A 22988-nucleotide genomic window follows, 5' to 3' on the forward strand; every position below is an offset into this window, starting at 1 on the left:
CAAGGAGAGATCACGGATGCGTGAATACAGCCGTACTGACCGCGTGGCGGACCAGATCCAGCAGGAGCTCGCGCTGTTGATTCAGCGCGAGGTCAAGGACCCGCGCCTTGGCATGCTGACGGTCAGCGCCGCCAAGGTCAGCCGCGACCTGTCCTACTCCGATGTCTACGTGACCCTGCTGGGTGACGACAGCCCGGAACGCATCAAGGAAAACCTCGCCGTGCTCAAGCGCGCGGCAGGTTTCCTGCGCTCCCAGCTGGCGCGCACCATTCAGCTGCGCCACGTGCCGGAACTGCGTTTTCATTACGATGAAAGCGTCGTTCGTGGCCATCACCTGTCCTCACTGATCAACGATGCGGTCGCTGACGATCGCAAGCGCAGTGCTGAACGCGGTGATGACGACAGCGAAGATGGTGCCCCGGGCACCACGCCGGACGCCTGATGGCGCGTCGTCGTCGCGGCTTGCCGATCGATGGCGTTCTGTTGCTGGACAAGCCCAAGGGCATGTCCAGCAACTATGCGCTTCAGAAGGCTCGTCGCCTCTACCAGGCGCAGAAGGCCGGTCATACCGGCACGCTCGATCCGATGGCGACCGGCTTGTTGCCGGTCTGCTTCGGGGAAGCGACCAAGTTCTCCTCGCATCTTCTCGAGGCAGACAAGGTCTATCGGGCACGGATCAAGTTTGGCCAGGTCACCGATACCGGTGATGCGGAAGGCACGGTGATTCGCGAGCGGGAGATTCCCGAGATTGCGCAGGCCGAGCTGGACGCGGTGCTGGACAGGTTCCGTGGCGAGATAGATCAGGTACCGCCGATGTACTCCGCGCTCAAGCACCAGGGACGTCCGCTCTACGAGCTGGCGCGCCAGGGGATTGAAATCGAGCGTGCAGTCCGTCGCGTTACCATCTACAATATGGCGCTTCTTGCGCGGCACTCCGATGGCATCGAGATCGAAGTGGCGGTCAGCAAGGGTACCTACATACGCAGTCTGGCCGAGGATATCGGCGAGGCGCTGGGCTGTGGAGCCCACCTCACGGCACTGCGTCGTCTCAAGACGGGCCCGTTCACGGGTGATGCCATGCTGGATTTCGAGCGCCTCGAGGCGCTGGCTGACCAGCAGGCACGTGAAGGCGTTCTGTTACCTGTCGACATCCTGCTCGATCATCTCCCGCGTCTCGACATCACTGCCGAGATGGCGAGGATGATATTGCGTGGTCAACAGGCTGAAACGACGACAGGGTCGCTGGAAGTGGACTCCCTGGCTCGTGTGTATCAGGACCAGCAGTTGCTCGGGCTGGTCCGGATTGCGGCGGAGGGCGTCATCGCTCCTCGCCGACTGCTCAGTTCTGCCGTCGAGGCGGCGGCTGGGTGAGCTGATTGCGGCCTCGCCGCAAGCCGCATGAAGACTGCAAATATGCGTGGTCTTCGACATTTCTAATCTATCAAGCATATTGCTTACTGGAGAGACAGATGGCACTTACCGCTGAGAAGAAGGCTGAGATCGTTACCGAATTCGGCCGTGGCGAGAACGACACCGGTTCCCCGGAAGTTCAGGTTGCTCTGCTGAGCGCCAACATTGATGGCCTGCAGGGTCACTTCAAGGCCAACAAGCAGGATCACCACTCCCGTCGTGGTCTGATCCGCATGGTCAACCAGCGCCGCAAGCTGCTTGACTACCTCAAGCGCAAGGACTTCGAGCGTTACACCGCTCTGATCCAGCGTCTGGGTCTGCGTCGCTAATCAGCGATGTTGCCGCCATGCACTTCGGTGCATGGCGGGCCCCCGGTGGGCACAGGAAAACCGACACTGCCTGCGGGCGGTGTCGGTTTTTTTGTGCCTGATACCGAGGTGATCCGGGCTTCAGATCAGAGGCTCGACCCGCGCTGCAGCCCGCTTGTCGCGTGGGATCAACCCGCTTTTCATTGCCTGAGGCGCGCTTTACCATGAGCGCCTGGCATCGATGACTATCAGATTAAAGGACATGCGCCGTGAACCCGGTAACGCACAGCTTCCAGTACGGTAATGACACCATCACCCTCGAGACCGGCCGCATCGCGCGTCAGGCGACCGGTAGCGTGATGGTGACCATGGGCAATACCTCGGTGTTGTGCACCGTGGTGGCCAAGGCGTCGCCGAAACCCGGCCAGTCCTTCTTCCCGTTGTCGGTCCACTATCAGGAGAAGGCCTACGCGGCGGGGCGTATCCCCGGCGGCTTCCTCAAGCGCGAAGGGCGTCCCACCGAGAAGGAAACCCTGACCTCGCGCTTGATCGACCGCCCGATGCGCCCGCTGTTTCCCGAAGGCTTCATGAATGAGGTGCAGGTGGTCTGCACGGTGATGTCGGCGGAGCGCAATGTCGACCCGGACATCGCGGCACTGCTCGGCACCTCTGCAGCGCTTTGCATCTCCGGTGTGCCCTTCGTGGGCCCCGTGGGCGCGGCGCGCGTCGGCTTCAGCGAGCAGCGCGGCTACTTCCTGAATCCCGGCTACAGCGAACTGGCGCATTCCGAGCTGGACATGGTGGTGGCGGGGACCGAGAAGGCCGTGTTGATGGTCGAGTCCGAGGCCCAGGAGCTGCTGGAAGACGAGATGCTCGGCGCCGTGCTCTATGGCCATCACGAGATGCAGAAGGCCATCACGGGGATCGAGACGTTCGCCGCCAAGGTCAATCGTCCCAAGTGGGCGTGGGTGCCGCAGAAGCTCGACCGCGTGCTGGTCGAGGCGCTGGAGCAGAGCTTTGCCACCCGGATCGGTGATGCCTATCGCCTGAGTGACAAGATGGCGCGTCAGGACAGCCTGTCGGCGCTCAAGGCGCAGGCCATCGACCTGCTGGGCGCCGAGGATGATGCGCGCTTCAGTGTCGAGGCCGTCGCCACGGCCTTCGCGGCGCTCGAGAAGCGTATCGTGCGTCAGCGCGTGATCGCCGGTGAGCCGCGTATCGATGGTCGTGATACGCGCACCGTGCGACCGCTGGACATGGCGGTCGGCGTGTTGCCCAAGGCGCATGGCTCGGCGCTGTTCACCCGCGGCGAGACCCAGGCGATCGCCACTGCCACCCTGGGGACCACGCGCGATTCACAGCTGATCGAGGGGCTGTCCGGCGAGAAGCAGGACCGCTTCATGCTGCACTACAACTTCCCGCCCTACTGCGTCGGCGAGACGGGCTTCATCGGCGCGCCCAAGCGGCGTGAGATCGGCCATGGGCGTCTGGCGCGTCGGGGCATCGAATCCATGCTGCCGTCGCTGCAGGCCTTCCCCTACGCGATCCGTGTCGTCTCCGAGATCACCGAATCCAATGGCTCGAGCTCGATGGCGTCCGTGTGTGGCGCCTCGCTTGCGCTGATGGACGCCGGTGTGCCGCTCAAGGCACCGGTCGCGGGTATCGCCATGGGGCTGGTCAAGGACGCCAATGGCGTCGCGATACTGACCGATATCCTCGGTGATGAGGATCACCTCGGTGACATGGACTTCAAGGTCGCGGGTACCGCGGAAGGTGTTACCGCGCTGCAGATGGACATCAAGATCGAAGGAATCGACGAGGAGATTCTTGAGCAGGCGCTGGAACAGGCCCTCGAGGCACGCCTGACCATCCTCGCGCAGATGAATGAGGTGCTGGCCGCCAGTCGCCAGGAAGTCTCGGACAATGCCCCGGCGATGCTGTCCCTCAAGATCGCCCCCAACAAGGTGCGTGACGTGATCGGCAAGGGCGGCTCCACCATCCGCAAGATCTGTGAAGAGACCGGGGCCAATGTCGATCTCGACGACGATGGCTGCGTGCGCATCTATGCCGAGCACAAGGCGCAGGCTCAGGCGGCTGCGAAATACGTCGAGGGCATCATTGCCGAGGCCGAGATCGGCAAGCTCTATGCCGGCAAGGTGGCGCGCATCGCTGACTTCGGTGCCTTCATCACCTTCATGCCGGGCACCGATGGCCTGCTGCACATCTCGCAGATCGTCGAGGAGCGGGTCAATGACGTACGTGACTACCTCAACGAAGGCGATGAGGTGGTGGTCAAGGTGCTCGACATCGACAACCGCAATCGCGTCAAGCTGTCGCTGAAAGAGATCAGCGAAGAAGAGAAGGCGGCCTTTGCCGCTGCTCAGGCTGAAGAGGCCGCCGCCCAGGACTGACCGATCGTCGCGGGGCGTCCCCGCCCCGGTCTTGCCTGCTCTGCATGAGAGGTGAGCCCTCGGGGCAAGAAAAAGCCCCCGCCAGGTTACTGGCGGGGGCTTTTGCATATCTCCCTGCTCGAGATTGCGCGAGCAGGGAGGGTTCAGGCGGGGGTTCAGATATGTGAGCGATCAGCTGCGCTCGATGGCCAGCGCGACACCCTGACCGCCACCGATGCACAGGGTCGCCAGACCCTTCTTGGCATCACGCTCGATCATCTCGTGCACCAGCGAGACCAGCACACGGCAGCCGGAGGCGCCGATCGGGTGGCCGAGGGCAATGGCGCCGCCATTGACGTTGACCTTGTCGACATCCCAGCCCAGCTCCTTGTTGACCGACAGGGCCTGGGCGGCGAAGGCTTCGTTGGCTTCGATCAGGTCGAGGTCTTCCAGGCTCCAGCCGGCCTTCTTGAGGCACAGGCGAGTCGCCGGCGCCGGGCCGATGCCCATGATCTTCGGATCAACACCCGCGTTGGAGTAGGCCTTGATGGTCGCCAGCGGCGTCAGACCCAGCTCGCGTGCCTTGTCGGCGGAGCACAGCATGACCACGGCAGCGCCGTCGTTGAGCGCCGAGGCGTTGCCGGCGGTGACGGTGCCGTCCTTCTTGAAGGCCGGGCGCATGCCAGCGAGTTTCTCGGCCGTGGTGCCGGCGCGCGGGTTCTCGTCGGTATCGAAGACGATCGGGTCGCCCTTGCGCTGCGGGATCTCGACCGGGACGATCTGGCCCTTGAAGCGGCCAGCTTCGATGGCTGCGCAGGCCTTCTGCTGAGAGGCGGCCGCGAAGGCGTCCTGGGCTTCACGGCTGATCTCGTATTTCTCGGCCAGATTTTCGGCGGTGATGCCCATGTGGATGTCATTGAAGGCATCCCACAGACCATCGTGAACCATGGAGTCGATCGCCTTCCAGTCGCCCATGCGCTTGCCGTCACGCGAGTTGGGCAGCACGTGCGGAGACAGGGACATGTTTTCCTGGCCGCCGGCCAGAATCAGCTCGGCATCGCCGCAACGGATGGCCTGGGTGGCCAGGTGCAGCGCCTTGAGGCCAGACCCGCAGACCTTGTTGATGGTCATGGCGGGCACGCCTTCCGGCAAGCCTGCCTTGATGACCGCCTGACGTGCCGGGTTCTGACCGCATCCTGCTGTCAGCACCTGGCCCAGAAGCACTTCATCGACCTGATCGCCACTGACACCCGTGCTGGCGAGGATATCCTTGATGACATGTGCGCCGAGATCCGCGGCGGAAATGCCAGCCAGGCTGCCACCGAAGGCGCCTACGGCGGTACGACGGGCTGCTACGATCACCACATCCTGCATCTGAACGCTCCTGTTCTCTTGCGAGACTGTCTGAGTCAATTGGCTGCGACTATGGCCATGCCATCAAGCGGGCGAGGCGCAGTCCTGCTGAGGTGAGATTCCAGCATAAGGCAGTTTTGTGCGGTGCGGCAATCGCCAAAGGGCATCTCCAGTGTCAGCCTTTAGCCATACGTATCGCCTGTCCAGACGGCACGACGCCAGCGCTCTGACAGGCAGGGCTGGCGTCGTGTTGGAGCGCTCGCGGTAGGCTCAAGGCCTGAAAGCATCAGCCCTCAGGGCGTGGAGCAGCAGGCAGCAAGGGGGGCTCAGGCCATCTGGACCGGGATGGCGTTGGCCGTATGGCTGACCTCGTTGCCTTCCATCAGATAGACCATGGAGGGCTTGTGCGCGTCCAGCTCGCTCTCGGCGTAGTGGGCGAAGGCGCAGATGATCACGCGGTCGCCGACATCGGCCTGGTGGGCTGCGGCGCCGTTCACCGAAATGATCTTCGAGCCTTCTTCGCCGCGAATGGCATAGGTGGTGAAGCGCTTGCCGTTGTCCACGTTGTAGATCTGGATCTGTTCGTACTCACGAATGCCTGCCATGTCGAGCAGGTCGCCATCGATGGCGCAGGAGCCCTCGTAGTTGAGGACGGCGTGAGTCACGCGGGCCATGTGCAGCTTGGCCTTGAGCATGATGGCTTGCATCAGGATGTCTCCAGTTGAGCGCCGCCGGACGCAGATCAAGACCCTGGGACCAGGGCCGTGGCGCGTATGGCGTGGCGGACAGTGCCACGCCAAGGTGCAAGGCGGCGCAGTCTAATCAGGCATCAGGCCACCGGCAAGGCGACCTTCAGGTTATCGAGCAGGCGCGTACGGCCCAGGTGTGCGGCGACCAGAATCACCGCCTCGCGCGTGTCATCCTCGACCGCCCCCAGGTCAGCCGCGCGGCGCAGCTCGAGGTAGTCCGGCTTGAAGCCGCTCTCGCTGATGGCGGCCAGTGCCTCGCGCAGTGCCACATCACGCGTCACGCCCTGTTCAAGGCGAGCCTTCAGGGCGTCGAGGCACTGCTTGAGGCGCGGCGCGATGGCGCGCTCCTGCTCACTCAGGTAGCCGTTGCGTGATGACAGCGCCAGCCCATCCTCGGCACGCACGATGGGCACACCGATGATCTCGATGCCGAAGTGCAGGTCGCGGTTGAGCTTGCGGATCACGGCCAGCTGCTGGAAGTCCTTCTCGCCGAAACAGGCGACTTCAGGGCGTACCAGATTGAACAGGATGCTGACGACGGTGGCGACGCCATCGAAGTGCCCCGGACGGTTGCCGCCGCACAGGCCTTCGGAAACGCCCGGCACCTGCACGTTGCACAGCCCGTCGCGGCCCGCGGGGTAGAGTTCCGCCGTCGAGGGGGCGAACAGCAGGTCACATCCTTCTGCGGCCAGCGCATTCTGGTCGGCCTCGAGGGTGCGCGGATAGCTGTCGAGGTCTTCGCCGGGGCCGAACTGCAGCGGGTTGACGAAGATGCTCGCGACGACCATGTCGGCATGGCGGCGCGCTTCACGGACCAGCGACAGGTGGCCGGCATGCAGGTTGCCCATGGTCGGCACCAGCGCGATACGCAGACCATCACGGCGCGCCTGGGCGAGTTGCTCACGCAGGACGTTGATCTGGGAGACGGTTTTCATCAGAAGCCGTGCTCCGGCGCCGGGAAGCTGCGCGTCTTGACCGCCTGGTGGTAGGCGGCGAAGGCCTCCTGCACGCTGCCGGCATCGCTCATGAAATTCTTGACGAAGCGTGGCTTGCGGCCGGGCGTCAGGTCGAGCATGTCGTGCATGACCAGAATCTGGCCATCGACGTCCACGCCGGCACCGATGCCGATCACCGGCACCTCGACGGCATCACGAATGCGCGCGGCCAGCTCGGACGGCACGCATTCGAGCAGGATGATCGCGGCGCCTGCGGCTTCCAGCGTGCGCGCATCGGCGATGATCTGCTCGGCGCGCGCCTCGTCGCGACCCTGTACCTTGTAGCCGCCGAAGGCATGCACGTGCTGTGGCGTCAGGCCCATGTGCACGCAGACCGGTACGCCACGCTGGACGAGTGCGGTGACGGCATCGGCCAGCCAGGCTTCGCCTTCGACCTTGACCATCTCGGCGCCGGCACGCATCAGACGCGCCGCATGATCGAGCAGGATGTCGGTGCTGGCATTGCTCATGAAGGGGAGGTCGGCCATCAGCAGGCTGCCCTGCTTGCCACGTGCCACGGCGGCGGTGTGGTAGCAGATGTCATCGATGATGACGGGCAGGGTGCTGGTATGGCCCTGCAGGACCATGCCGAGAGAGTCGCCGACCAGCAGCACTTCAATGCCGGCATCGCTGGCAAGATGAGCAAAGGTGGCATCGTAGGCGGTGAGGCAACTGAACGTCTCACCATCGGCCTTGAGGCGGCGCAGGGTGCTCAGGGTGACGTTTTTCATCGGGACGCTTACTCGTTGCGGCGCGTATGACGCGGCTGCCCGTGGCGTCGAGCAGCCGCGATCGCGAGAAGGCCGCCGAGGGCGGACTGCGGGCGACACGGGCCGGTGTTACCAGAAAGTGTTACCGCACAGGCCAAAGTGGGCACGACGGTAACAAGATGGCGAAACTCTACTCCTGAGGTCCGAGGGGGAGCAAGTCATCGCCCTCAACTCGAGACGCCAGTATTTCGAGATTCTCCTCGCCCAGCACGCTGAGGCGCTGCGGGCCCAGCAGGTCAGCCAACGGACGCATCACGAAACCACGTTTGAGCATTTCGCGATGGGGCACGACGAGACGCGGCGTCGAGATCCTGCTGTCATTGAAGAGCAGCAGGTCCAGATCCAGCGTGCGGGGGCCCCAGTGACGCAGCCGCACGCGGCGATGCTGCTGTTCCAGGGCTTGCAGTTGATCGAGCAGGGCGAGGGGAGACAGGCGGGTCGATAGCTCGGCGACGGCGTTGACGAAGTCGGGCTGGTCCTGCGGGCCGACCGGCTTGCTGGCATACAGGCGAGAATGTCGCGTGCAGCGGGTCAGCGGCAGCCGGTCGAGAGCCTCAAGCGCGCGCTCCAGTTGAGCGCGCGGATCGTCAAGATTGGCACCGAGGCCAATCAAGGCTGTCGAAATCATGCGGAGTTCCTGCGTGGAGACGGCAGTGGCTCAGACGAGCCACTGCTCAGCCCTGGCCGCGACCATTGCGCCGACGCTTGCCGCGACGCTTGGTGCCGACCGGCTTGCTGCCGGCGGGGCCTTCATCGGAGACACCTTCGATCATCGTGACCTGGGTGCGAGCATCGACTTCCTGGAAGTCGGTCCACCACTTGCCCAGCCCCGGCTTCACTTCGCCGGCGAATTCGCGCAGCAGCAGGAAGTCGTAGGCGGCGCGGAAGCGCGGATGCTCACGGGTCTGGAAGGCGCGCTTGCCACGACGACGCGGCAACTTGGCCTGCATGTCCCAGATCTCGCGCATCGGAATGCTGAAGCGCTTCGGGATCGAGGTGTGGTTGAGCTGGCGAGCGATCGCCTGCTGAGCCGCCTGGTGGGCTGCCGGAATATCGGGCATGCCACTGGCGATCAGCTGGTCGGTACGCGCCTTGACGCCCGGCCACAGCAGGGCGGCATACAGGAAGGCCGGCGTGACCGGCTTGTCTTCGCGGATGCGGTCGTCCGTGCTGGCCAGCGCCTTCTCGATCAGCGGCATGGACCACTGATAATGCGCGAAGCTCTCTTCCGTCTCGGGGAACAGCATCTGGAACAGACCAAACTCACGCAGGAGATGGAAGGTTTCCAGTGCATAGCCGGACATGAACAGCTTGAGCACTTCCTCGAACATGCGCGCCGGCGGAATCTGCAGCAGCAGCGGGGCCAGTTCGTACATCGGTTCGGCCGTGGCCTCCTCGATGTCGAAGTCCAGCTTGCCGGCGAAGCGGACGGCGCGCAGCATGCGCACCGGATCTTCGCGATAGCGTGTTTCCGGATCACCGATCAGGCGAATCATGCGCGCTTCGATATCGCGTACGCCATTGGCCCAGTCGTGGATCGTGAAGTCGGACACGTCGTAATAGAGGGCATTGATCGTGAAGTCGCGGCGCAGCGCGTCCTCCTCGATGGAGCCGAAGACGTTGTCACGCAGCAGCATGCCGTCTTCCGACTGCTGGGTATGCTGGCTGGGCGTGCTATCGGCCGGCTTGCCGCGGAAGGTGGTGACCTCGATCACCTCACGACCGAAGCGCACGTGCACGATACGGAAACGACGGCCGATGATGCGGGCATTGCGGAACAGCTCGCGGACCTGTTCCGGCGTGGCGTTGGTGGCCACGTCGAAGTCCTTGGGGCGTTGTCCGAGCAGGGCATCACGGATACAGCCACCGACCAGATAGGCCTGATATCCACCGCTTTGCAGGCGATAGAGTACCTTCAGCGCATTCTCGCTGAGCTGGCGGCGGGACACGGGATGCTCATCCCGCGGTATCACACGCAGGCTGGGCAATGGGGCCGCGGGCGCGTCAGTTGCATTGAAAAGCGTCTTCAAGCGGTCACCGGGGCGTTGTAGAAAGCGGGTAAATCCTTTGAGCATGCAGCGATTCGACTCGTGCGTGGCAGGCCGCCCAGTGTAGCCGAGGGCAGATACCTTGGCAAAGCGCCGGTCTGCCATCCAGGGGCCGACTCTGCACTTCAAGGCGTCTGACGAGGCGAAAATCACCTCTCAGACAAGGAAAAAGGGAGACCGATCACTCGGTCTCCCTTGCAGGTAGGGTACACGCATCCTTGAGCGGATGTTCTTTTTCGTGATGGCGCATCGCCCTGAATACGCACCACAGTCACAAATCAATGCAGACAGATCCTTCGTGTTGCAGATCATGTTGTTGTTGTCTGGCTGTCTGTTCGGTGACCATCTCGTATTCAAAACAATCTTCCATTCACCGACGGCTGAGTAGCCTCCCCCCGCGAGTTGTTGTTGTTTCGGGGGTGATCCGGGGTCGAGCCTGTTGTTCTTGTTGGTGCTCGAGGCCGGATTCGTCGCGTCCTGGTCAGTAGATTCCGGACTGCCGATATCTTGTTGTTGTTGGATCGGCGGATGATGAACTGCGGCCGTTTGTTCTTGTTTTGGCTCTTGCCTGTCACCACTCATGTAGTGAAGCATGCAGTTCATCATCAATGTCACGCGCTCGACGGGTATTGTTCTTGTTGGTGTCGAGGGTTTTCGAAGCATTGCGCGTTCTTGTTGTTGTTGGGCGCGCTTCGTATTTCCGGTTGTTCTTTTTCTTGACCGTGTTATTGCATCGGATGTGCCACAGCTTAAAAAAAACCAGCAATTCAGTCATTTAGACATAGGTCGCTGAGACGTGAGGTGTAGAGAGGTGCGAGGTGTTACCTGACGTGGCCATTGGTGCGCTGGATGGGGTCATGATTTGGGGTCGATGGTAACAATTGGTGCGAAGGTCTAACGAAGTGCCTTGCAAGCTAATGATTGAGCTGGGTTTTTTGCGAGTCTTTCGACACTAAAGTCTAGCGATGCCCTCGATGATGCGGGGATCTGTGGCAGGCAAGGTGGCGCCGCAGGCGGGTTGCTCGCTCGGGAGGGCACCTGCATGGTGCAGTGACTTGAGCGCAGTGACTTCTGTGCAGTGACTTCTGTGCAGTGACTTCTGTGCGTCAGCGTCAGTGCTCCGGCGTCGCTCCAGCTTCATTGCGCCAATGTCAGTTTGCGGGAGAGCTGCGGCGGCCCTTGCGACGTGGAATGCCCAGGCGCTGGCGTCGCTCCCAGAGGTTCTTGCGGCTGATGCCGAGGCGGCGTGCGAGCTCGGTCTCGCTCATGTGGTCCTGATGCTCGAGCACGAAGTGCTGGAAGTAGTCCTCCAGCGAAAGGTCTTCCTCTTCACCGGCATCGCCGACCACCGAGAGGCCGCTGCGTGGGGTGTCCGCAGGCGGTGGCTGGCCCATGTCCTGTTGGCCGGTCGCGGGCTGACCTGTGACAGGCGCTGCGGCCGTCTCGGGACTTGCGTCCCTGGCGGCGCCTTTCACTGTGCCTTTCATCGACCCTTTCATCGCTCCTTTCGCCACCCCCTTGCCCGCTGTCTTCGGCGCCTGAGCAGTGGACGGGGGCGCAGGGTTTGCCGTTGCGGCGGGCGCTGGCTGAAGCGGCTGCCCTGAGGGCGTGCGCAGGCCGAGGTCTTCCGGGGCGATGATGCGGCGCTCCGCCAGGATGACGCCACGCTCGAGGGCGTTTTCCAGCTCACGCACATTGCCGGGCCAGGCGTAGTGATGGATTTCCTGACGCGCCCGCTGAGAGAGTCGCATGCCGTCACGGCCATGCTTGCGGGCGATGCCGGCCAACAGGTGCTCGGCCAGTTCCAGCACGTCATCGCCGCGCTCACGCAAGGGAGGCAGGTCGATCTCCATCACGTTCAAGCGGTAGTAGAGGTCGAGGCGGAACTCACCGCTGGCCGAGAGCTGGTGCAGGTTGCGGTGGGTCGCGGCGATGAGGCGGATGTCGACGTAGCGGGTCTCGATCGCCCCCACGCGGCGAATCTCGCCCTCCTGCAGTACTCGCAGCAGGCGCGCCTGGGCATCCAGCGGCAGTTCGCCGATCTCATCCAGGAACAGTGTGCCGCCGTCGGCGGCTTCGATCAGGCCGGTGCGCGAGCTGGTGGCGCCGGTGAAGGCGCCTTTTTCATGGCCGAACAGCTCGGACTCGATCAATGTCTCGGGAATGGCGGCGCAGTTGACGCAGATCAGCGGCGCCTGATGGCGTTCGCTCTGACGGTGAATGGCGCGTGCGACCAGCTCCTTGCCGGTGCCGGACTCACCGAGCACCAGCACGGTGACGTCGGCGGGCGCAACCTTGCGGATGCGGGTATAGACCTGTTGCATGGCGCGACAATGGCCAATCATCTCCACCGGCTTGTTGGCCGTGCCAGCATGCGCCTGGGGAGGAGGGGGCGCGGCACTCGGCGCCCCCTGGCGTGGCAGCGACAGCGCATCTCGCACGCTGCGCGCGAAGGCCTGCTGATCGAACGGCTTGGGCAGATAGTCGGCTGCCCCCGCCTTCAGACAGCCGATGGCGGCGTGCAGGCTGGGGTTGTCGGCCAGCAGCAGCACGGGAGTTGGCCGGCTGGCGCGCAGGATCGGGTCGGCATGCTCTCCGGCCAGTTCACTGTCACAGATCACCAGCGCGAAGTCGGCAGGGTGCTGCAGGCGGGCATCCTCCAGGCCGCTGGCCTGCACCACGTCGTGACCCTCGCGCTCCAGCAGATGCTGCAGCGTGTTGCGCGAAGCACCTTCCTTTTCGACGATCAGAATCCGGGCCATGGGGTGATGTCGCTCGCCTGAGGGTGTGCATGAGGGAATGACTGTCGTTCGAGTCTGTCCTGTTCCCACAGGGGAGGCAATCCGACAATCGTGGCTGTTGTCAGGCGTCCCGAGTGCATGGCGTGTCTGGTCTCAGCTTCCCTCAGCTGCCCTCAGCAGTGCTTGGCATTGGAGCAGTGGCCGCACTGAGTGACGGCGCGGTGCCGACCGCCGCGAGTGACCAGCGAGGAGTGGCGTGGGCGAGTTGTTCAGCGGGGCTGGCGGTCGCCAGTTCGGGCGGCGGCGCCTGACCGAGCAGCGTCAGGGTATGGTGCAGCAGCGTTCGAATCGCGCTGGCGTCTTCCGGCAGTGCCGGTGCCAGATTCTGCTTGGAGAGCTTCTGGCCATTGTCGGCGGTGATCAGTGGCAGGTGCGTCAGGCGGGGCATCGGCAGAGCAAGCGAGGCCTGCAGCAGACGTTGCCAAGGGCTGTTGTCGAGCAGATCGAGCCCGCGCACGACATCGGTGATGCCCTGCTCGGCGTCATCCACCACCACGGCCAGCTGATAGGCCCACAGGCCATCGCGTCGCTTGAGCACCACATCGCCGAGCGTGGCGAGATCCAGCTGGACCGCGCCCTGCAGGCGGTCCTGCCAGCCAGCGATGGCCCGGGTGCCGCCGAAGCGCTCTGCCGCACGCACATCCAGCCGCCAGGCATGCTCGCCCGTGGGAGGCTCGGCTCGCTCACGGCACCAGCCGGGGTAGATGGCGTGCTCGCGCCACTGCTTGCGCGAGCAGTCACACGGGTAAGCGATACCACTGGCCTTGAGTTGCTCCAGTGCCTCGGCGTAGGCGGCGTGACGCTGGCTCTGATAGCGGAGCTCGCCATCGCGCTGCAGGCCGAAGGCATCCAGCTGGCGCAGGATGGTATCGCCGCTCCCGGCGGGGCAGCGCGGCGGGTCGATATCCTCGATACGCACCAGCCACTCGCCGCCGTGATGGCGGGCATCGAGATAGCTGGCGACGGCGGCCAGCAGTGAGCCCGCATGCAGCGGGCCGGAAGGGGTAGGGGCAAAGCGGCCACGGTAGGCGGTAGGCATGTGGGCTCCGTCATCCTTCGTGGTGGGGAGTTCGCAGGCAGCAGGGCCTGAACGCATACGGGCACCGCTCCGAGGAGGGTGCCCGTATGGGGGATGAGGGCGACAGCCTGACGTCGCTTCATCGACAGCAGGGCTTAGCGGCCCAGCTGCTTTTCCTTCAACTCGGCCAGCGTCTTGCAGTCGACACACTGGGTAGCGGTCGGACGTGCTTCCAGACGGCGAATGCCGATCTCGACGCCGCAGGCTTCGCAGAAGCCGTAGTCGTCTTCATCGATGTTCTCGATGGTCTCGTTGATCTTCTTCAGCAGCTTGCGCTCGCGATCACGTGTTCTCAGTTCGAGGCTGAAGCCTTCTTCCTGAGTGGCACGGTCTGCAGGGTCCGCGTAGTTGTTGGCATCTTCCTGCAAGTGACGCACGGTGCGATCGACCTCTTCCATCAGCTCCTGTTTCCAGTCCAGCAGGATCTGACGGAAGTGCGCTAGCTGCTTCTCGTTCATGTACTCTTCACCCGCTGCCGGCTCATACGGGGTGAATTTCTTAAGCGCTTCCGGCTTGGTTTCAGCTAAGGGCATGGGACCGCCTCATTCCGCAAGGTGACTTGGGCCGTCGACAGTCTGTTGCACTGCCTCCTTGGCCACGGCGAGGGGGCTGTCCTGACTGCTGCCCTCGCGAGAAGATCAGCTTATTTAGCGTAAAAATGACAAGTTTGCAACCGATCTCCGACGATAGTTTGTAGCGGGCAGTGGTCCGGCGTGTACCGGCAAACACCGATTTTCCTGCACGAAGGGGCTGGGAATGGGCCTTGGCAGGCGCCTAGAATGAAGCTCCCATCCTGAGGAGTGTTGTCATGCCGTTTGCCCGCCGTCTTGAATCCGTCGCTGCCTTTCGCGTGATGACGCTGCTGGAAGCCGCCCAGGCGCGGGAGGCCGCGGGCCATGACGTCATTCATCTGGAAGTGGGCGAGCCCGACTTCCCGACCCCCGCGCCGGTGATCGCCGCCGGGCAGGCGGCGCTGGCGGCCGGTCAGACGCGCTACACCCCCGCCTGCGGCCTGCCGGCCCTGCGCGACGCCATCGCGGCAGACTACCAGCGCCGCCACGGCGTCACGGTCTCTCCCTCCCGTATCATCATCACGCCCGGTGCCTCCGGTGCCTTGCTGCTGGCCACATTGCTGTGCGCCGAACGTGGCGACAGCGTGTTGATAGCCGACCCGACCTACCCCTGCAATCGCCACTTCATGGGCCTGGTGGATGCCCAGCTGGATGTGGTGCCCGTCAACGCCGAGAGTGGCTGGCAGCTGACCGCCGAGCTTGCCGATGATTTCTGGCGCGAGAACACGCGGGCCGTGATGGTGGCATCGCCCTCCAATCCCACCGGACACGTGCTGTCGCCCGAGGAATTGAAGGCGCTGGGCGAGCTGTGCCAGTCGCGTGATGCGCACCTGCTGGTGGATGAGATCTATCAGGGACTGACCTATGGCGTGCCTGCGCACACCGCACTTGCGGAGTGCCCCGACGCCTTCGTCATCAACAGCTTCTCGAAATACTTCGGCATGACGGGCTGGCGGCTGGGCTGGCTGGTGGCGCCTGAAGCGGCGGTCGAGCCCTTGTCACGCCTGGCGCAGAATGTCTTCCTGGCTGCCTCGACGCCTGCCCAGCATGCGGCGCTGGCGGCCTTCACGCCGGAATGCGAAGCAGAGCTCGAGCGGCGTCGGCAGGTGCTGGAAGCCCGCCGTGGCGTGCTGCTGGCCGGGCTCGAACGCCTGGGGCTGGCGCCGTCGGTGCCGCCGCAGGGCGCCTTCTACGTCTGGCTGGATATCTCGCATCTGAGTGATGACAGCGAGGCCTTCTGCCGCGCACTGCTGGAAGAAGAGAATGTCGCCATCACGCCGGGCACGGACTTCGCGCTGGCCGAAGGGCGTCGCCATGTGCGTATCGCCTTCACCGCCGATGAGGCGCGTCTGCGCGAGGCCCTGGCCCGCATGGAGCGCTTCCTTGAGCGGCGTGCCACTCAGGCGGGAGTGTCGGCTTGATGGTGCTTGAGGGGCTGTATCGTGGTCGTCTGATCCGTCGCTACAAGCGCTTCTTCGCCGAGGTGGAGCTGCTCGAGGGTGAGCGAGCCGGTGAAGTGGTGACGGCGCATTGCCCGAATACCGGCTCGATGCGCGCGGTGTGCGTCGAAGGTTGTGAGGTATGGCTATCGCCGTCCGACAACCCCAAGCGCAAGCTCGCCTGGACCTGGGAGCTGATTCGCCTGCCCCTGGACCCACCCGGCGCTGACGGCCGGCGTGAGGCCTTGGTGGCGGTGCATACCGGACGTGCCAATGCCCATGTCGAGGCGGCGCTGCAGCAGGCAAGCGTCAGCGTGCTGCACGACATGGGGCTCGCCGACTTTGCGCGCCTCAAGCGCGAGTCGCGTGTCGAGGTCCTGCTACCGGGCAATGACACGCCGGAGCGCTCACGGCTCGATTTCCAGATGTGGCCGAAGGAGGAGGGCGCGGCCTCGATCTATCTGGAGGTCAAGCAGCTGACGCTGCGTGAATCCGACGGTCACGGCTATTTCCCGGACTCGGTGAGCACGCGTGCCCAGCGTCATCTGGCCAGCCTCGCGGCGCTGGTCGCAGCAGGCCACCGCTGCGTGCTGGTGTTCTGCGTCGCCCATGACGGGATCGAGGATGTCGCACCGGCGGCGCATCTCGACCCGGCCTACGCGCAGGCCTTTGCCCGGGCGCAGGCCGCCGGTGTCGAGGTAGTGGCGCTGGGCATGCAGATCACGCTCGAGGAGTCTCTTTCTGACGCGGGTCAGCCACTGTGGCGAGCAAGACTGGGCCTGACACGCGCGCTGCCACTGCATGAGGCGCGCTTTGCTGGCTGATCAGGTCGCCGGCGCTCAGCCTGTCAGTCAGCGCTCGTCTCTCTCTCTATAATCTTTCCATCATCTCTCTATCATTTCTCCACCGCTGCCTGCGGCCTCCCACAGCAGCAGCTGTGCTGGTGAGGTGTCGTTGTGCACCAGCTCAACGTCCAGCGCGGTCAAGCGTTGGCCGACGCAGGGCCCGCTGATGCAGGTGCCGTGATGCGGTTCGAAACAGGCCTGATGGCGGTGGCAGAGGATCAGGCCGCCGGTCGCGTCCATGTAGGGATCGCCAGTCTCGTCTTCGGTCAGCATTCGGCTGCCCTGGTGCGGGCAGCGGTCGAGGAAGGCGCGCGGGCCGTCGGGTTGCATCACCAGCAAGGCCGGACGGCCATCGTCGAGTGTCAGTGTCATGCTGCGGCCGATGGGCAGTGATGGCAGCGGCAGTCTCAAGCACAGCCTGGATGAGGGCCCTTGGGGGAGTGTTGGTGGCCTTTCGGACATGAGGGGGCTCGCATCGGGTATCATGGCAGCGTTGGCACGCTCTCTTGTGGTCTTTTACCGTGTCTTGCCGCTTCCTTCCATGCCGGGTCATCTTCATGTCGCTATTTCGCCGCTCGATCACTTCCAGCTTCCGCTCCAGCAACGAATCCGAGACGCCTGAGCGCACGGCCGGGGTGAGCCGTCGCCAGTTGCTGGCCGGCATGGTCGCCTCGGCGGGCGGGCTTTCCGTGCTGGGCACGGCACTGAGCAGCCCGCTCGCGCAGGCCGCTCAGCCGGCCAACGGGCCATTGCCACCGCTGCCGGCCTGGCATGACCCCAAGACGTCCCACCCGTTGCTGGGCAGCATTCTGGTCGCGGAGGGCAATCGTCGTCTGTCGCCAGCGGCGCTGGTCGATTGGAGTCAGGCGCACTCGATGGTGCTGCTGGGCGAGCATCACGACAATCCGGACCATCACCAGCTGGAACGCTGGTTGATCGATGCGCTGGTCGCGCGGCGTCAGTTGGGTGGTGTGGCGCTGGAGATGCTGGACACGACCCAGGATGCCGCCTTGTCGCTGGCCAACCGCACGTCGCTTGCGGTCGCCGGATTGCCGGATGACGAGCTTCAGCAGTTGCTGGCCTGGAATGCGCGCTGGCCCTTCACCGATTACGCTCCCCTGCTGCGCGGAGCGCTGGACAGCGGCGCGCCGCTCGCCTCTGCCAGCCTGTCGGCGGCACAGCTGGAGGCCAGCATGGCACCGGGACAGTCGCCGCTGGCGCTGCCGGAAGCGGTACTGCGCCTGCAGCGTGAGGCACTGGATGAAGGCCATTGCGGCCTGCTGGGCGCAGAGCGCCTGGATGCGATGCTGCGTGCGCAGCTGGCGCGGGATCAGCAGATGGCAGAACGCCTGGAGGGCCTGGTGGCCGATGGTGCCACCAGCCTGCTGGTGTGTGGCTCCGGTCATGCCCGTCGCGATATCGGCGTGCCGCGCTGGCTGGACGGCAGCACCCTGTCCGTGGCGCTGATGCCGGTGGCCTGGGATGACGCGGGCCAACCGCTGACGCATCTCACCGATTATCTGCCGGAGAGCGCCGGTGCGGCGCCGGCCTATGATCTGGTGTGGTTCACGCCGGCGACGGCGCCAGTCGCGGATGCCTGTGAAGGCCTGCGTGAGACGGTGCAGACGACCGTCAGCTAGCGGCCAGTCAGGCCCTGCTTAGTCAGCCCCCGGACATCAGCAACATAACTGCGGCCTGAATTGCCGGCATGAAAAAAGGCACCTCTCGGAGGTGCCTTTTTCGTTGGTGCGACCTGTGTGGCGCGACCTGCGTGGCGCGGCCTGAAGAGCGACGCGATCAGGCGTTCTTGAGATCCGACGCGCTATCGGCACGCCGACGCGGTGCCTTCTGCGGCGTTACGTCTTTGCGACTGTCATTGTGGCCGTCGTTATGGCTATCGTTGCTGCCGGCCTGCTCACGGAAGCGGTCTTCGATATAGGTGATGCGCGTGCGGCCGTGGGGCACCGGCTTGAAGTCGGCATCGACGCTGACCAGCACGATGCGGTCGATGGTCAGGATGCGCTCGCGGGTGATCTTGTTGCGGATCTCGACGCACAGCGAGATCGAGGTGCGACCGAAGGCGCTGGCGGTGATGCCCAGTTCGATGATGTCGCCCTGGCGCGCGCTGGAGACGAAGTTGATCTCCGACATGAACTTGGTGACCACGCGCGAGGTGCCCAGCTGGACGATGGCGTAGATGGCCGCTTCTTCATCGATCCAGGCCAGCAGGCGTCCACCGAACAGGGTGCCGTTGGGGTTGAGATCTTCAGGCTTGACCCACTTGCGGGTATGGAAGTTCATGCACTCTCTCCTCGGGATGCCGGCGCACCTCACCGGAAGTGCGAGCCGTGATCCTCAGCTGCGTTTACCCCGAAAGTATATAGACTTTAGTTGCGACTGTCTGTGCATGGCCCGGATAGCGCAGCGCTATCGCGGCGCGGAAGAATTGCTGGCGTCATGACGCGAAACGGCCGACAGGAGTGTCCTGTCGGCCGTTTTCTTGCGGTGCCTGGCGCTTGGTCTGTGGCGACTGCTGTAGGGTGCCTGAACTCAGCGCTGGTCGGGCGGGCAGTTGTCGCGACAGACGCGGAAGATGGCCACTTCCCCGAACAGGTTCGGCCACCAGGTCGCCGCCGGGTGTGGCTCGTGATCGCCATTGCCGACCGCGCGATCGATGATCTTGAGGCCCTGGGCGCGACACAGGCGCTCGAAGTCCGCGAAGGTCGACAGGTGGATGTTCGGCGTGTCGTACCAGGCGTGAGGCAGCGACTTGGAGACCGGCATGCGCCCCTTGAGACCAAGGTGCAGGCGGTGACGCCAGTAGGCGAAGTTGGGGAAGGTGATGATGGCCTCACGCGAGACGCGCATCATCTCCTCCAGCGCACGGTCCGGGCGACGCAGTACCTGCAATGCCTGGGACATCACCACGCGATCGAAGGTGTCATCGGCGAAGTTGGCCAGGCCGTCATCGACATTCTGCTCGATGACGTTCACGCCACGGGCGACACAGGCGCTGATGTTGTCGGGGTCGATCTCCAGGCCATAGCCGAAGACCTGCTTGGTCTCCTTGAGGGAGGCCAGCAGGGTGCCGTCACCGCAGGCGAGGTCCAGCACGCGCGCGCCTTCGGGAATCCAGTCATGAATCTGGGCGAGGTCGTTACGCATGGCTGGTCTCCTTGGTGCTCGGCTTTTGCGTGGCTTGCGCGCCACAGGCGTGGTCGTAAGCGCGAGTCAGGAAGTTGCCCAGCACCGTCTCGTAGCGTTCGCCCGGCAGCAGGAAGGCATCATGGCCGTGCGGCGAGTCGATGTTGGCGTAGCTGACCGACTTGCCGGCATGGATCATGGCATTGACCAGCTCGCGAGAGCGTGACGGCGCGAAGCGCCAGTCGGTGGTGAAGCTGACTACCAGTACCGGGCAGCTGATCGGCGCCATGGCCGCGGACAGGTCATCGCCTGCCGTGGCGGCAGGATCGAAGTAGTCGAGCGCCTTGGTCATCAGCAGGTAGGTATTGGCATCGAAGGCGGTGGAGAAGGTATCGCCCTGGTGGCGCAGATAGCTCTCGACCTGGAAGTCGACGTCGTAACCGAAGTTGAGGCGGTCCTGACGCAGATCACGCCCGAACTTGGTGCCCATCGAATGCTCGGAAAGATAGGTGATGTGACCGACCATGCGCGCCAGCTTGAGGCCGCGCCTGGGCACGGCATCGACACGCGAGTACCAGCCGTCATGGAATTCCGGGTCAGAGCGAATCGCCTGACGCGCGACTTCATTGAAGGCGATGTTCTGCGCCGAGAGTTTCGGCGTGCAGGCGATGATGGCGACGTGACCGACGCGATCAGGGTGATCCATCACCCACTGCAGCGCCTGCATGCCACCCAGCGAGCCACCGACCACCGCCGCGAAGCGGGTGATGCCGAGAGACTCGGCGAGGCGTTTCTGGCTCTCGACCCAATCCGGCACGGTCACCAATGGGAAGTCAGGCCCCCATTGCTCGCCCGTCTCCGGGTTGATCGAGGTCGGGCCGGTACTGCCGTGGCAGCCGCCGATGTTGTTCAGCGCGATGACGAAGAAGCGCGAGGTATCAATGGGCTTGCCGGGGCCGATGTAGTCGTCCCACCAGCCAGGCTTGCGGTCGCTCATGGCGTGATAGCCGGCCGCATGATGGTGGCCGGTGAGGGCATGACAGATCAGGATGGCGTTGCTGGCGTCCGCGTTCAGCTCGCCGTAGGTCTCGTAGACCAGCGAGTACTGCTCGAGGCGTCTGCCGCAGGCCAGCTCCAGCGGGGTATTGAAGTGGGCAGTCTGAGGCGTGACGAGACCGACCGAATCCGGGGGCAGGGAATCAGGCATCGTGGTGAAGGTTTCCAGCATCATGTCCAGCAGAGTGTTCGGGGCAAGGCCCGTGTCCGGGGCGCGAAGCCGCGGTGATGCGCCTTGTGGGCGTCTCGTGCACCGTGGTTCTGGCTTCGGCCGAGGGCTCACTCTAGCACAGCGTGCGCACGCGTGATCCAGTGACGCGCGATGCAAGAGCGCCCGCCACGGGAGTCCGTGGCGGGCGCTGATCTCGTCGGCCAGCGCGCTGGGCGCATGCAAGCCAACCTTGCTGGCGGAGCGCCGGCTTAACTGAAGGCGCTGCGCAGCATGCCCAGTGACGGCAGGGTCTGGTTGATCAGGCTGCCGACCAGATTGAGCGCGATGAACACGAAGATCGGGGACAGATCGAGCATGCCGATCGACGGAATCACCTTGCGCACCGGCTTCATTATCGGATCGACCAGCTGGTGGACCAGGATGGCGCCCGGGTGGTTGGCCTGCGGTGCGACCCACGACAGGATGATCATCGCGATCAGGGCGAAGAAGTAGATGTTGATGATGCTGTCGAGAATGGTGCCCAGCGCCGTCAGCGCGATGAAACCGACCGGCAGCATGCCGCCACCGAACAGGGCGCCGATCGCGACCAGCACCAGGCTGACGACGATGAAGGCCGCGGCCAGGGTGGCGATGTCGAAGCGACCCAGCGGGCGCAGGATGCCCTGCAACGGGGCCACCAGCGGGTTGGTCGCCTTGACCACTGACTGGGTGACAGGGTTGTAGAAGTCCGCGCGGGACAGCTGCAGCAGGAAGCGCAGCATCAGGATGTAGACAAACAGTTGCAGCAGGATGGTAACCAGCTGAAGTCCGATATTACCCATAGCACCCATGGGGCTTTCCTTAAGACGGTGAGAAGTGGGCGCGCGATAGTGCACGCGTCATGCCGCTAGCATGCCAACAACAGATGAACAGCGCATGATGGCCTGTTGTGACCCGGCCTGCCAGCGGCCTGCAGGAGTTGTCAGTGGGGCAGAGGCTGTCAGCGATCCAGCTCGCGGGCAAGCTCGGCGGCGCGCACGCTGGAGGCCTTGGCGGCGCGCTCGACGATATCGCGCAGGCCATCCTCCTCGAAGCTGTTGATGGCGCGCTCCGTGGTGCCGTTCGGTGAGCACACGCGGCGGCGCAGCTCGGCAGGCTCATGCTCGCTGGAGAAGGCCATCTCGGCGGCACCGCGGGCGGTCTGGATCGCCAGGCGGCGCGCGGTCTCGGCGTTCAGTCCCAGCTCGATACCTGCCGCTTCGAGTGACTCGATGAACAGGAAGAAGTAGGCCGGGCCGGAACCGGAAATGCCGGTGACGGCTTCCAGCAGACCTTCTTCCTCGACCCACTCGACGATACCGACCGCAGTCAGCATCTCATCCATCAAGCCGCGTTGCTCCTCCGTCACCTGGGCGGTGGCATAGAGGCCGCTGGCACCGACACCGACCAGTGACGGCGTATTGGGCATGCAGCGGATGATGGCGAGGTCGCCGCCCAGCCAGCGCTCGAGGCTGTCGCAAGTGATGCCGGCCGCGACCGAGACGATCAGCGGCTTGCGGTTCTGCACCGCAGGGGTCAGCGCCTGGCAGACGTCATGCATCATCTGCGGCTTGACGCCCAGCACCACCACATCGGCTTGCGAGACGGCGTAGGCATTGTCCTGGGTCGTGCTCACGCCGTAGCGCTGCTCGAGGGCATCGAGTGTCTCGCGCGAGCGAGCCGTGGCGATGATGCGGTCCGCGGGATAGCCGGCATCGACCATGCCGCCGAAGATGGCGCTGGCCATGTTGCCGGCGCCGATGAAGGCGATGGTGCGCGGTGTATCGGTGCTCTGGTGCGTCATGCGGTGCTCCTGATCATTCAGTGGGAGGGCTGGCGG

23 protein-coding genes are annotated in these 22988 nt (G+C 64.3%); 7 read left to right on the forward strand and 16 right to left on the reverse strand.

From position 1 onward, the window contains the following. Window positions 1-16: 16 nt before the first annotated feature. From rbfA to pnp, 4 genes are all read left to right on the forward strand, one after another. Complete coding sequence (rbfA, locus tag QD356_RS14725) at window positions 17-442, forward strand: 30S ribosome-binding factor RbfA (RefSeq protein WP_043333400.1); 426 nt, start codon at window positions 17-19, stop codon at window positions 440-442. Beyond that, a complete protein-coding gene (gene truB / locus QD356_RS14730) occupies window positions 442-1371 on the forward strand; it encodes a tRNA pseudouridine(55) synthase TruB (RefSeq protein WP_054556446.1) in 930 nt (309 codons plus the stop codon). The genes rbfA and truB overlap by 1 nt, the downstream gene beginning before the upstream one ends. Before the next feature lie 98 nt (window positions 1372-1469). Further along, on the forward strand, window positions 1470-1739 hold the full coding sequence (rpsO, locus tag QD356_RS14735) for a 30S ribosomal protein S15 (RefSeq protein WP_024952154.1): 270 nt from the start codon (window positions 1470-1472) through the stop codon (window positions 1737-1739). A gap of 248 nt (window positions 1740-1987) precedes the next feature. Then, window positions 1988-4129: a polyribonucleotide nucleotidyltransferase gene (gene pnp, locus QD356_RS14740; RefSeq protein WP_192839086.1), complete on the forward strand. Its 2142-nt coding sequence runs from the start codon at window positions 1988-1990 to the stop codon at window positions 4127-4129. 171 nt (window positions 4130-4300) lie between these two features. Here pnp and QD356_RS14745 read toward each other — a convergent pair whose 3' ends face one another. The 10 genes from QD356_RS14745 to dksA form a co-directional block, all read right to left on the reverse strand. Continuing rightward, window positions 4301-5482 carry an acetyl-CoA C-acetyltransferase gene (locus QD356_RS14745; RefSeq protein ID WP_192839087.1) on the reverse strand — a complete coding sequence of 394 codons (1182 nt, stop codon included), beginning with the start codon at window positions 5480-5482 and terminating at the stop codon, window positions 4301-4303. Window positions 5483-5787: 305 nt separating this feature from the next. After that, complete coding sequence (gene panD / locus QD356_RS14750) at window positions 5788-6168, reverse strand: aspartate 1-decarboxylase (protein WP_043333409.1); 381 nt, start codon at window positions 6166-6168, stop codon at window positions 5788-5790. A gap of 122 nt (window positions 6169-6290) precedes the next feature. Continuing rightward, entirely contained in the window at window positions 6291-7145 is an 855-nt protein-coding gene (panC, locus tag QD356_RS14755) for a pantoate--beta-alanine ligase (protein ID WP_192839088.1), read from the reverse strand. After that, the gene (panB, locus tag QD356_RS14760) at window positions 7145-7936 is read right to left on the reverse strand and encodes a 3-methyl-2-oxobutanoate hydroxymethyltransferase (protein ID WP_192839089.1); all 792 of its coding nucleotides are present in this window, start codon (window positions 7934-7936) and stop codon (window positions 7145-7147) included. Before panB ends, panC begins: the two co-directional genes overlap by 1 nt. A gap of 169 nt (window positions 7937-8105) precedes the next feature. Next, window positions 8106-8603, reverse strand: a complete 498-nt coding sequence (gene folK / locus QD356_RS14765) for a 2-amino-4-hydroxy-6-hydroxymethyldihydropteridine diphosphokinase (protein ID WP_054556450.1) — start codon at window positions 8601-8603, stop codon at window positions 8106-8108. A gap of 46 nt (window positions 8604-8649) precedes the next feature. Next, window positions 8650-10050, reverse strand: coding sequence for a polynucleotide adenylyltransferase PcnB (pcnB, locus tag QD356_RS14770; RefSeq protein ID WP_131431144.1), 1401 nt, complete (start codon window positions 10048-10050; stop codon window positions 8650-8652). A 544-nt stretch (window positions 10051-10594) separates the two neighbouring features. After that, complete coding sequence (locus QD356_RS14775; protein WP_192839090.1) at window positions 10595-10798, reverse strand: hypothetical protein; 204 nt, start codon at window positions 10796-10798, stop codon at window positions 10595-10597. A 376-nt stretch (window positions 10799-11174) separates the two neighbouring features. Beyond that, window positions 11175-12785, reverse strand: coding sequence for a sigma-54 dependent transcriptional regulator (locus QD356_RS14780; protein WP_225996606.1), 1611 nt, complete (start codon window positions 12783-12785; stop codon window positions 11175-11177). 142 nt (window positions 12786-12927) lie between these two features. After that, window positions 12928-13863, reverse strand: a complete 936-nt coding sequence (gene gluQRS / locus QD356_RS14785) for a tRNA glutamyl-Q(34) synthetase GluQRS (protein ID WP_192839091.1) — start codon at window positions 13861-13863, stop codon at window positions 12928-12930. 134 nt (window positions 13864-13997) lie between these two features. Continuing rightward, window positions 13998-14435, reverse strand: a complete 438-nt coding sequence (gene dksA, locus QD356_RS14790; protein ID WP_043333424.1) for an RNA polymerase-binding protein DksA — start codon at window positions 14433-14435, stop codon at window positions 13998-14000. Window positions 14436-14710: 275 nt separating this feature from the next. Here dksA and QD356_RS14795 point away from each other — a divergent pair, with 275 nt between their 5' ends. Next, a complete protein-coding gene (locus QD356_RS14795) occupies window positions 14711-15895 on the forward strand; it encodes an aminotransferase class I/II-fold pyridoxal phosphate-dependent enzyme (RefSeq protein ID WP_192839092.1) in 1185 nt (394 codons plus the stop codon). Then, the gene (sfsA, locus tag QD356_RS14800) at window positions 15895-16737 is read left to right on the forward strand and encodes a DNA/RNA nuclease SfsA (protein ID WP_192839121.1); all 843 of its coding nucleotides are present in this window, start codon (window positions 15895-15897) and stop codon (window positions 16735-16737) included. The genes QD356_RS14795 and sfsA overlap by 1 nt, the downstream gene beginning before the upstream one ends. Before the next feature lie 60 nt (window positions 16738-16797). Here the strand turns inward: sfsA and QD356_RS14805 are convergent, their stop codons facing one another. Next, window positions 16798-17130 carry a Rieske 2Fe-2S domain-containing protein gene (locus tag QD356_RS14805; RefSeq protein ID WP_192839093.1) on the reverse strand — a complete coding sequence of 111 codons (333 nt, stop codon included), beginning with the start codon at window positions 17128-17130 and terminating at the stop codon, window positions 16798-16800. Between the two features lie 185 nt (window positions 17131-17315). On the opposite strand from QD356_RS14805, the gene QD356_RS14810 reads away from it, so the two are divergent. Next, window positions 17316-18398: a ChaN family lipoprotein gene (locus tag QD356_RS14810; RefSeq protein ID WP_192839094.1), complete on the forward strand. Its 1083-nt coding sequence runs from the start codon at window positions 17316-17318 to the stop codon at window positions 18396-18398. Between the two features lie 157 nt (window positions 18399-18555). On the opposite strand, the gene QD356_RS14815 is transcribed toward QD356_RS14810, so the two are convergent. The 5 genes from QD356_RS14815 to proC form a co-directional block, all read right to left on the reverse strand. After that, window positions 18556-19059 carry a hotdog domain-containing protein gene (locus QD356_RS14815; protein WP_192839095.1) on the reverse strand — a complete coding sequence of 168 codons (504 nt, stop codon included), beginning with the start codon at window positions 19057-19059 and terminating at the stop codon, window positions 18556-18558. Between the two features lie 249 nt (window positions 19060-19308). Beyond that, the gene (metW, locus tag QD356_RS14820) at window positions 19309-19923 is read right to left on the reverse strand and encodes a methionine biosynthesis protein MetW (RefSeq protein WP_043333435.1); all 615 of its coding nucleotides are present in this window, start codon (window positions 19921-19923) and stop codon (window positions 19309-19311) included. Then, the gene (locus QD356_RS14825; protein WP_192839096.1) at window positions 19916-21109 is read right to left on the reverse strand and encodes a homoserine O-acetyltransferase; all 1194 of its coding nucleotides are present in this window, start codon (window positions 21107-21109) and stop codon (window positions 19916-19918) included. The genes metW and QD356_RS14825 overlap by 8 nt, the downstream gene beginning before the upstream one ends. A gap of 269 nt (window positions 21110-21378) precedes the next feature. Further along, window positions 21379-21960, reverse strand: coding sequence for a YggT family protein (locus QD356_RS14830; protein WP_043333437.1), 582 nt, complete (start codon window positions 21958-21960; stop codon window positions 21379-21381). 149 nt (window positions 21961-22109) lie between these two features. Then, entirely contained in the window at window positions 22110-22952 is an 843-nt protein-coding gene (proC, locus tag QD356_RS14835) for a pyrroline-5-carboxylate reductase (RefSeq protein ID WP_192839097.1), read from the reverse strand. Window positions 22953-22988: the final 36 nt, after the last annotated feature.

The sequence above is a fragment of the Cobetia sp. 2AS genome, assembly GCF_029846355.1.
Classification (GTDB): domain Bacteria; phylum Pseudomonadota; class Gammaproteobacteria; order Pseudomonadales; family Halomonadaceae; genus Cobetia; species Cobetia amphilecti.

Excerpts from the sequence above, each read along its gene's own strand:
- rbfA (WP_043333400.1), top strand. The coding sequence starts at position 17 with ATGCGTGAATACAGCCGTACTGACCGCGTGGCGGACCAGATCCAGCAG.
- truB (WP_054556446.1), top strand. The coding sequence starts at position 442 with ATGGCGCGTCGTCGTCGCGGCTTGCCGATCGATGGCGTTCTGTTGCTG.
- rpsO (WP_024952154.1), top strand. The coding sequence starts at position 1,470 with ATGGCACTTACCGCTGAGAAGAAGGCTGAGATCGTTACCGAATTCGGC.
- QD356_RS14745 (WP_192839087.1), bottom strand. The coding sequence starts at position 5,482 with ATGCAGGATGTGGTGATCGTAGCAGCCCGTCGTACCGCCGTAGGCGCC.
- panD (WP_043333409.1), bottom strand. The coding sequence starts at position 6,168 with ATGCAAGCCATCATGCTCAAGGCCAAGCTGCACATGGCCCGCGTGACT.
- panC (WP_192839088.1), bottom strand. The coding sequence starts at position 7,145 with ATGAAAACCGTCTCCCAGATCAACGTCCTGCGTGAGCAACTCGCCCAG.
- panB (WP_192839089.1), bottom strand. The coding sequence starts at position 7,936 with ATGAAAAACGTCACCCTGAGCACCCTGCGCCGCCTCAAGGCCGATGGT.
- folK (WP_054556450.1), bottom strand. The coding sequence starts at position 8,603 with ATGATTTCGACAGCCTTGATTGGCCTCGGTGCCAATCTTGACGATCCG.
- pcnB (WP_131431144.1), bottom strand. The coding sequence starts at position 10,050 with ATGCTCAAAGGATTTACCCGCTTTCTACAACGCCCCGGTGACCGCTTG.
- QD356_RS14775 (WP_192839090.1), bottom strand. The coding sequence starts at position 10,798 with ATGACTGAATTGCTGGTTTTTTTTAAGCTGTGGCACATCCGATGCAAT.
- QD356_RS14780 (WP_225996606.1), bottom strand. The coding sequence starts at position 12,785 with ATGGCCCGGATTCTGATCGTCGAAAAGGAAGGTGCTTCGCGCAACACG.
- gluQRS (WP_192839091.1), bottom strand. The coding sequence starts at position 13,863 with ATGCCTACCGCCTACCGTGGCCGCTTTGCCCCTACCCCTTCCGGCCCG.
- dksA (WP_043333424.1), bottom strand. The coding sequence starts at position 14,435 with ATGCCCTTAGCTGAAACCAAGCCGGAAGCGCTTAAGAAATTCACCCCG.
- QD356_RS14795 (WP_192839092.1), top strand. The coding sequence starts at position 14,711 with ATGCCGTTTGCCCGCCGTCTTGAATCCGTCGCTGCCTTTCGCGTGATG.
- sfsA (WP_192839121.1), top strand. The coding sequence starts at position 15,895 with ATGGTGCTTGAGGGGCTGTATCGTGGTCGTCTGATCCGTCGCTACAAG.
- QD356_RS14805 (WP_192839093.1), bottom strand. The coding sequence starts at position 17,130 with ATGACACTGACACTCGACGATGGCCGTCCGGCCTTGCTGGTGATGCAA.
- QD356_RS14810 (WP_192839094.1), top strand. The coding sequence starts at position 17,316 with ATGTCGCTATTTCGCCGCTCGATCACTTCCAGCTTCCGCTCCAGCAAC.
- QD356_RS14815 (WP_192839095.1), bottom strand. The coding sequence starts at position 19,059 with ATGAACTTCCATACCCGCAAGTGGGTCAAGCCTGAAGATCTCAACCCC.
- metW (WP_043333435.1), bottom strand. The coding sequence starts at position 19,923 with ATGCGTAACGACCTCGCCCAGATTCATGACTGGATTCCCGAAGGCGCG.
- QD356_RS14825 (WP_192839096.1), bottom strand. The coding sequence starts at position 21,109 with ATGCCTGATTCCCTGCCCCCGGATTCGGTCGGTCTCGTCACGCCTCAG.
- QD356_RS14830 (WP_043333437.1), bottom strand. The coding sequence starts at position 21,960 with ATGGGTGCTATGGGTAATATCGGACTTCAGCTGGTTACCATCCTGCTG.
- proC (WP_192839097.1), bottom strand. The coding sequence starts at position 22,952 with ATGACGCACCAGAGCACCGATACACCGCGCACCATCGCCTTCATCGGC.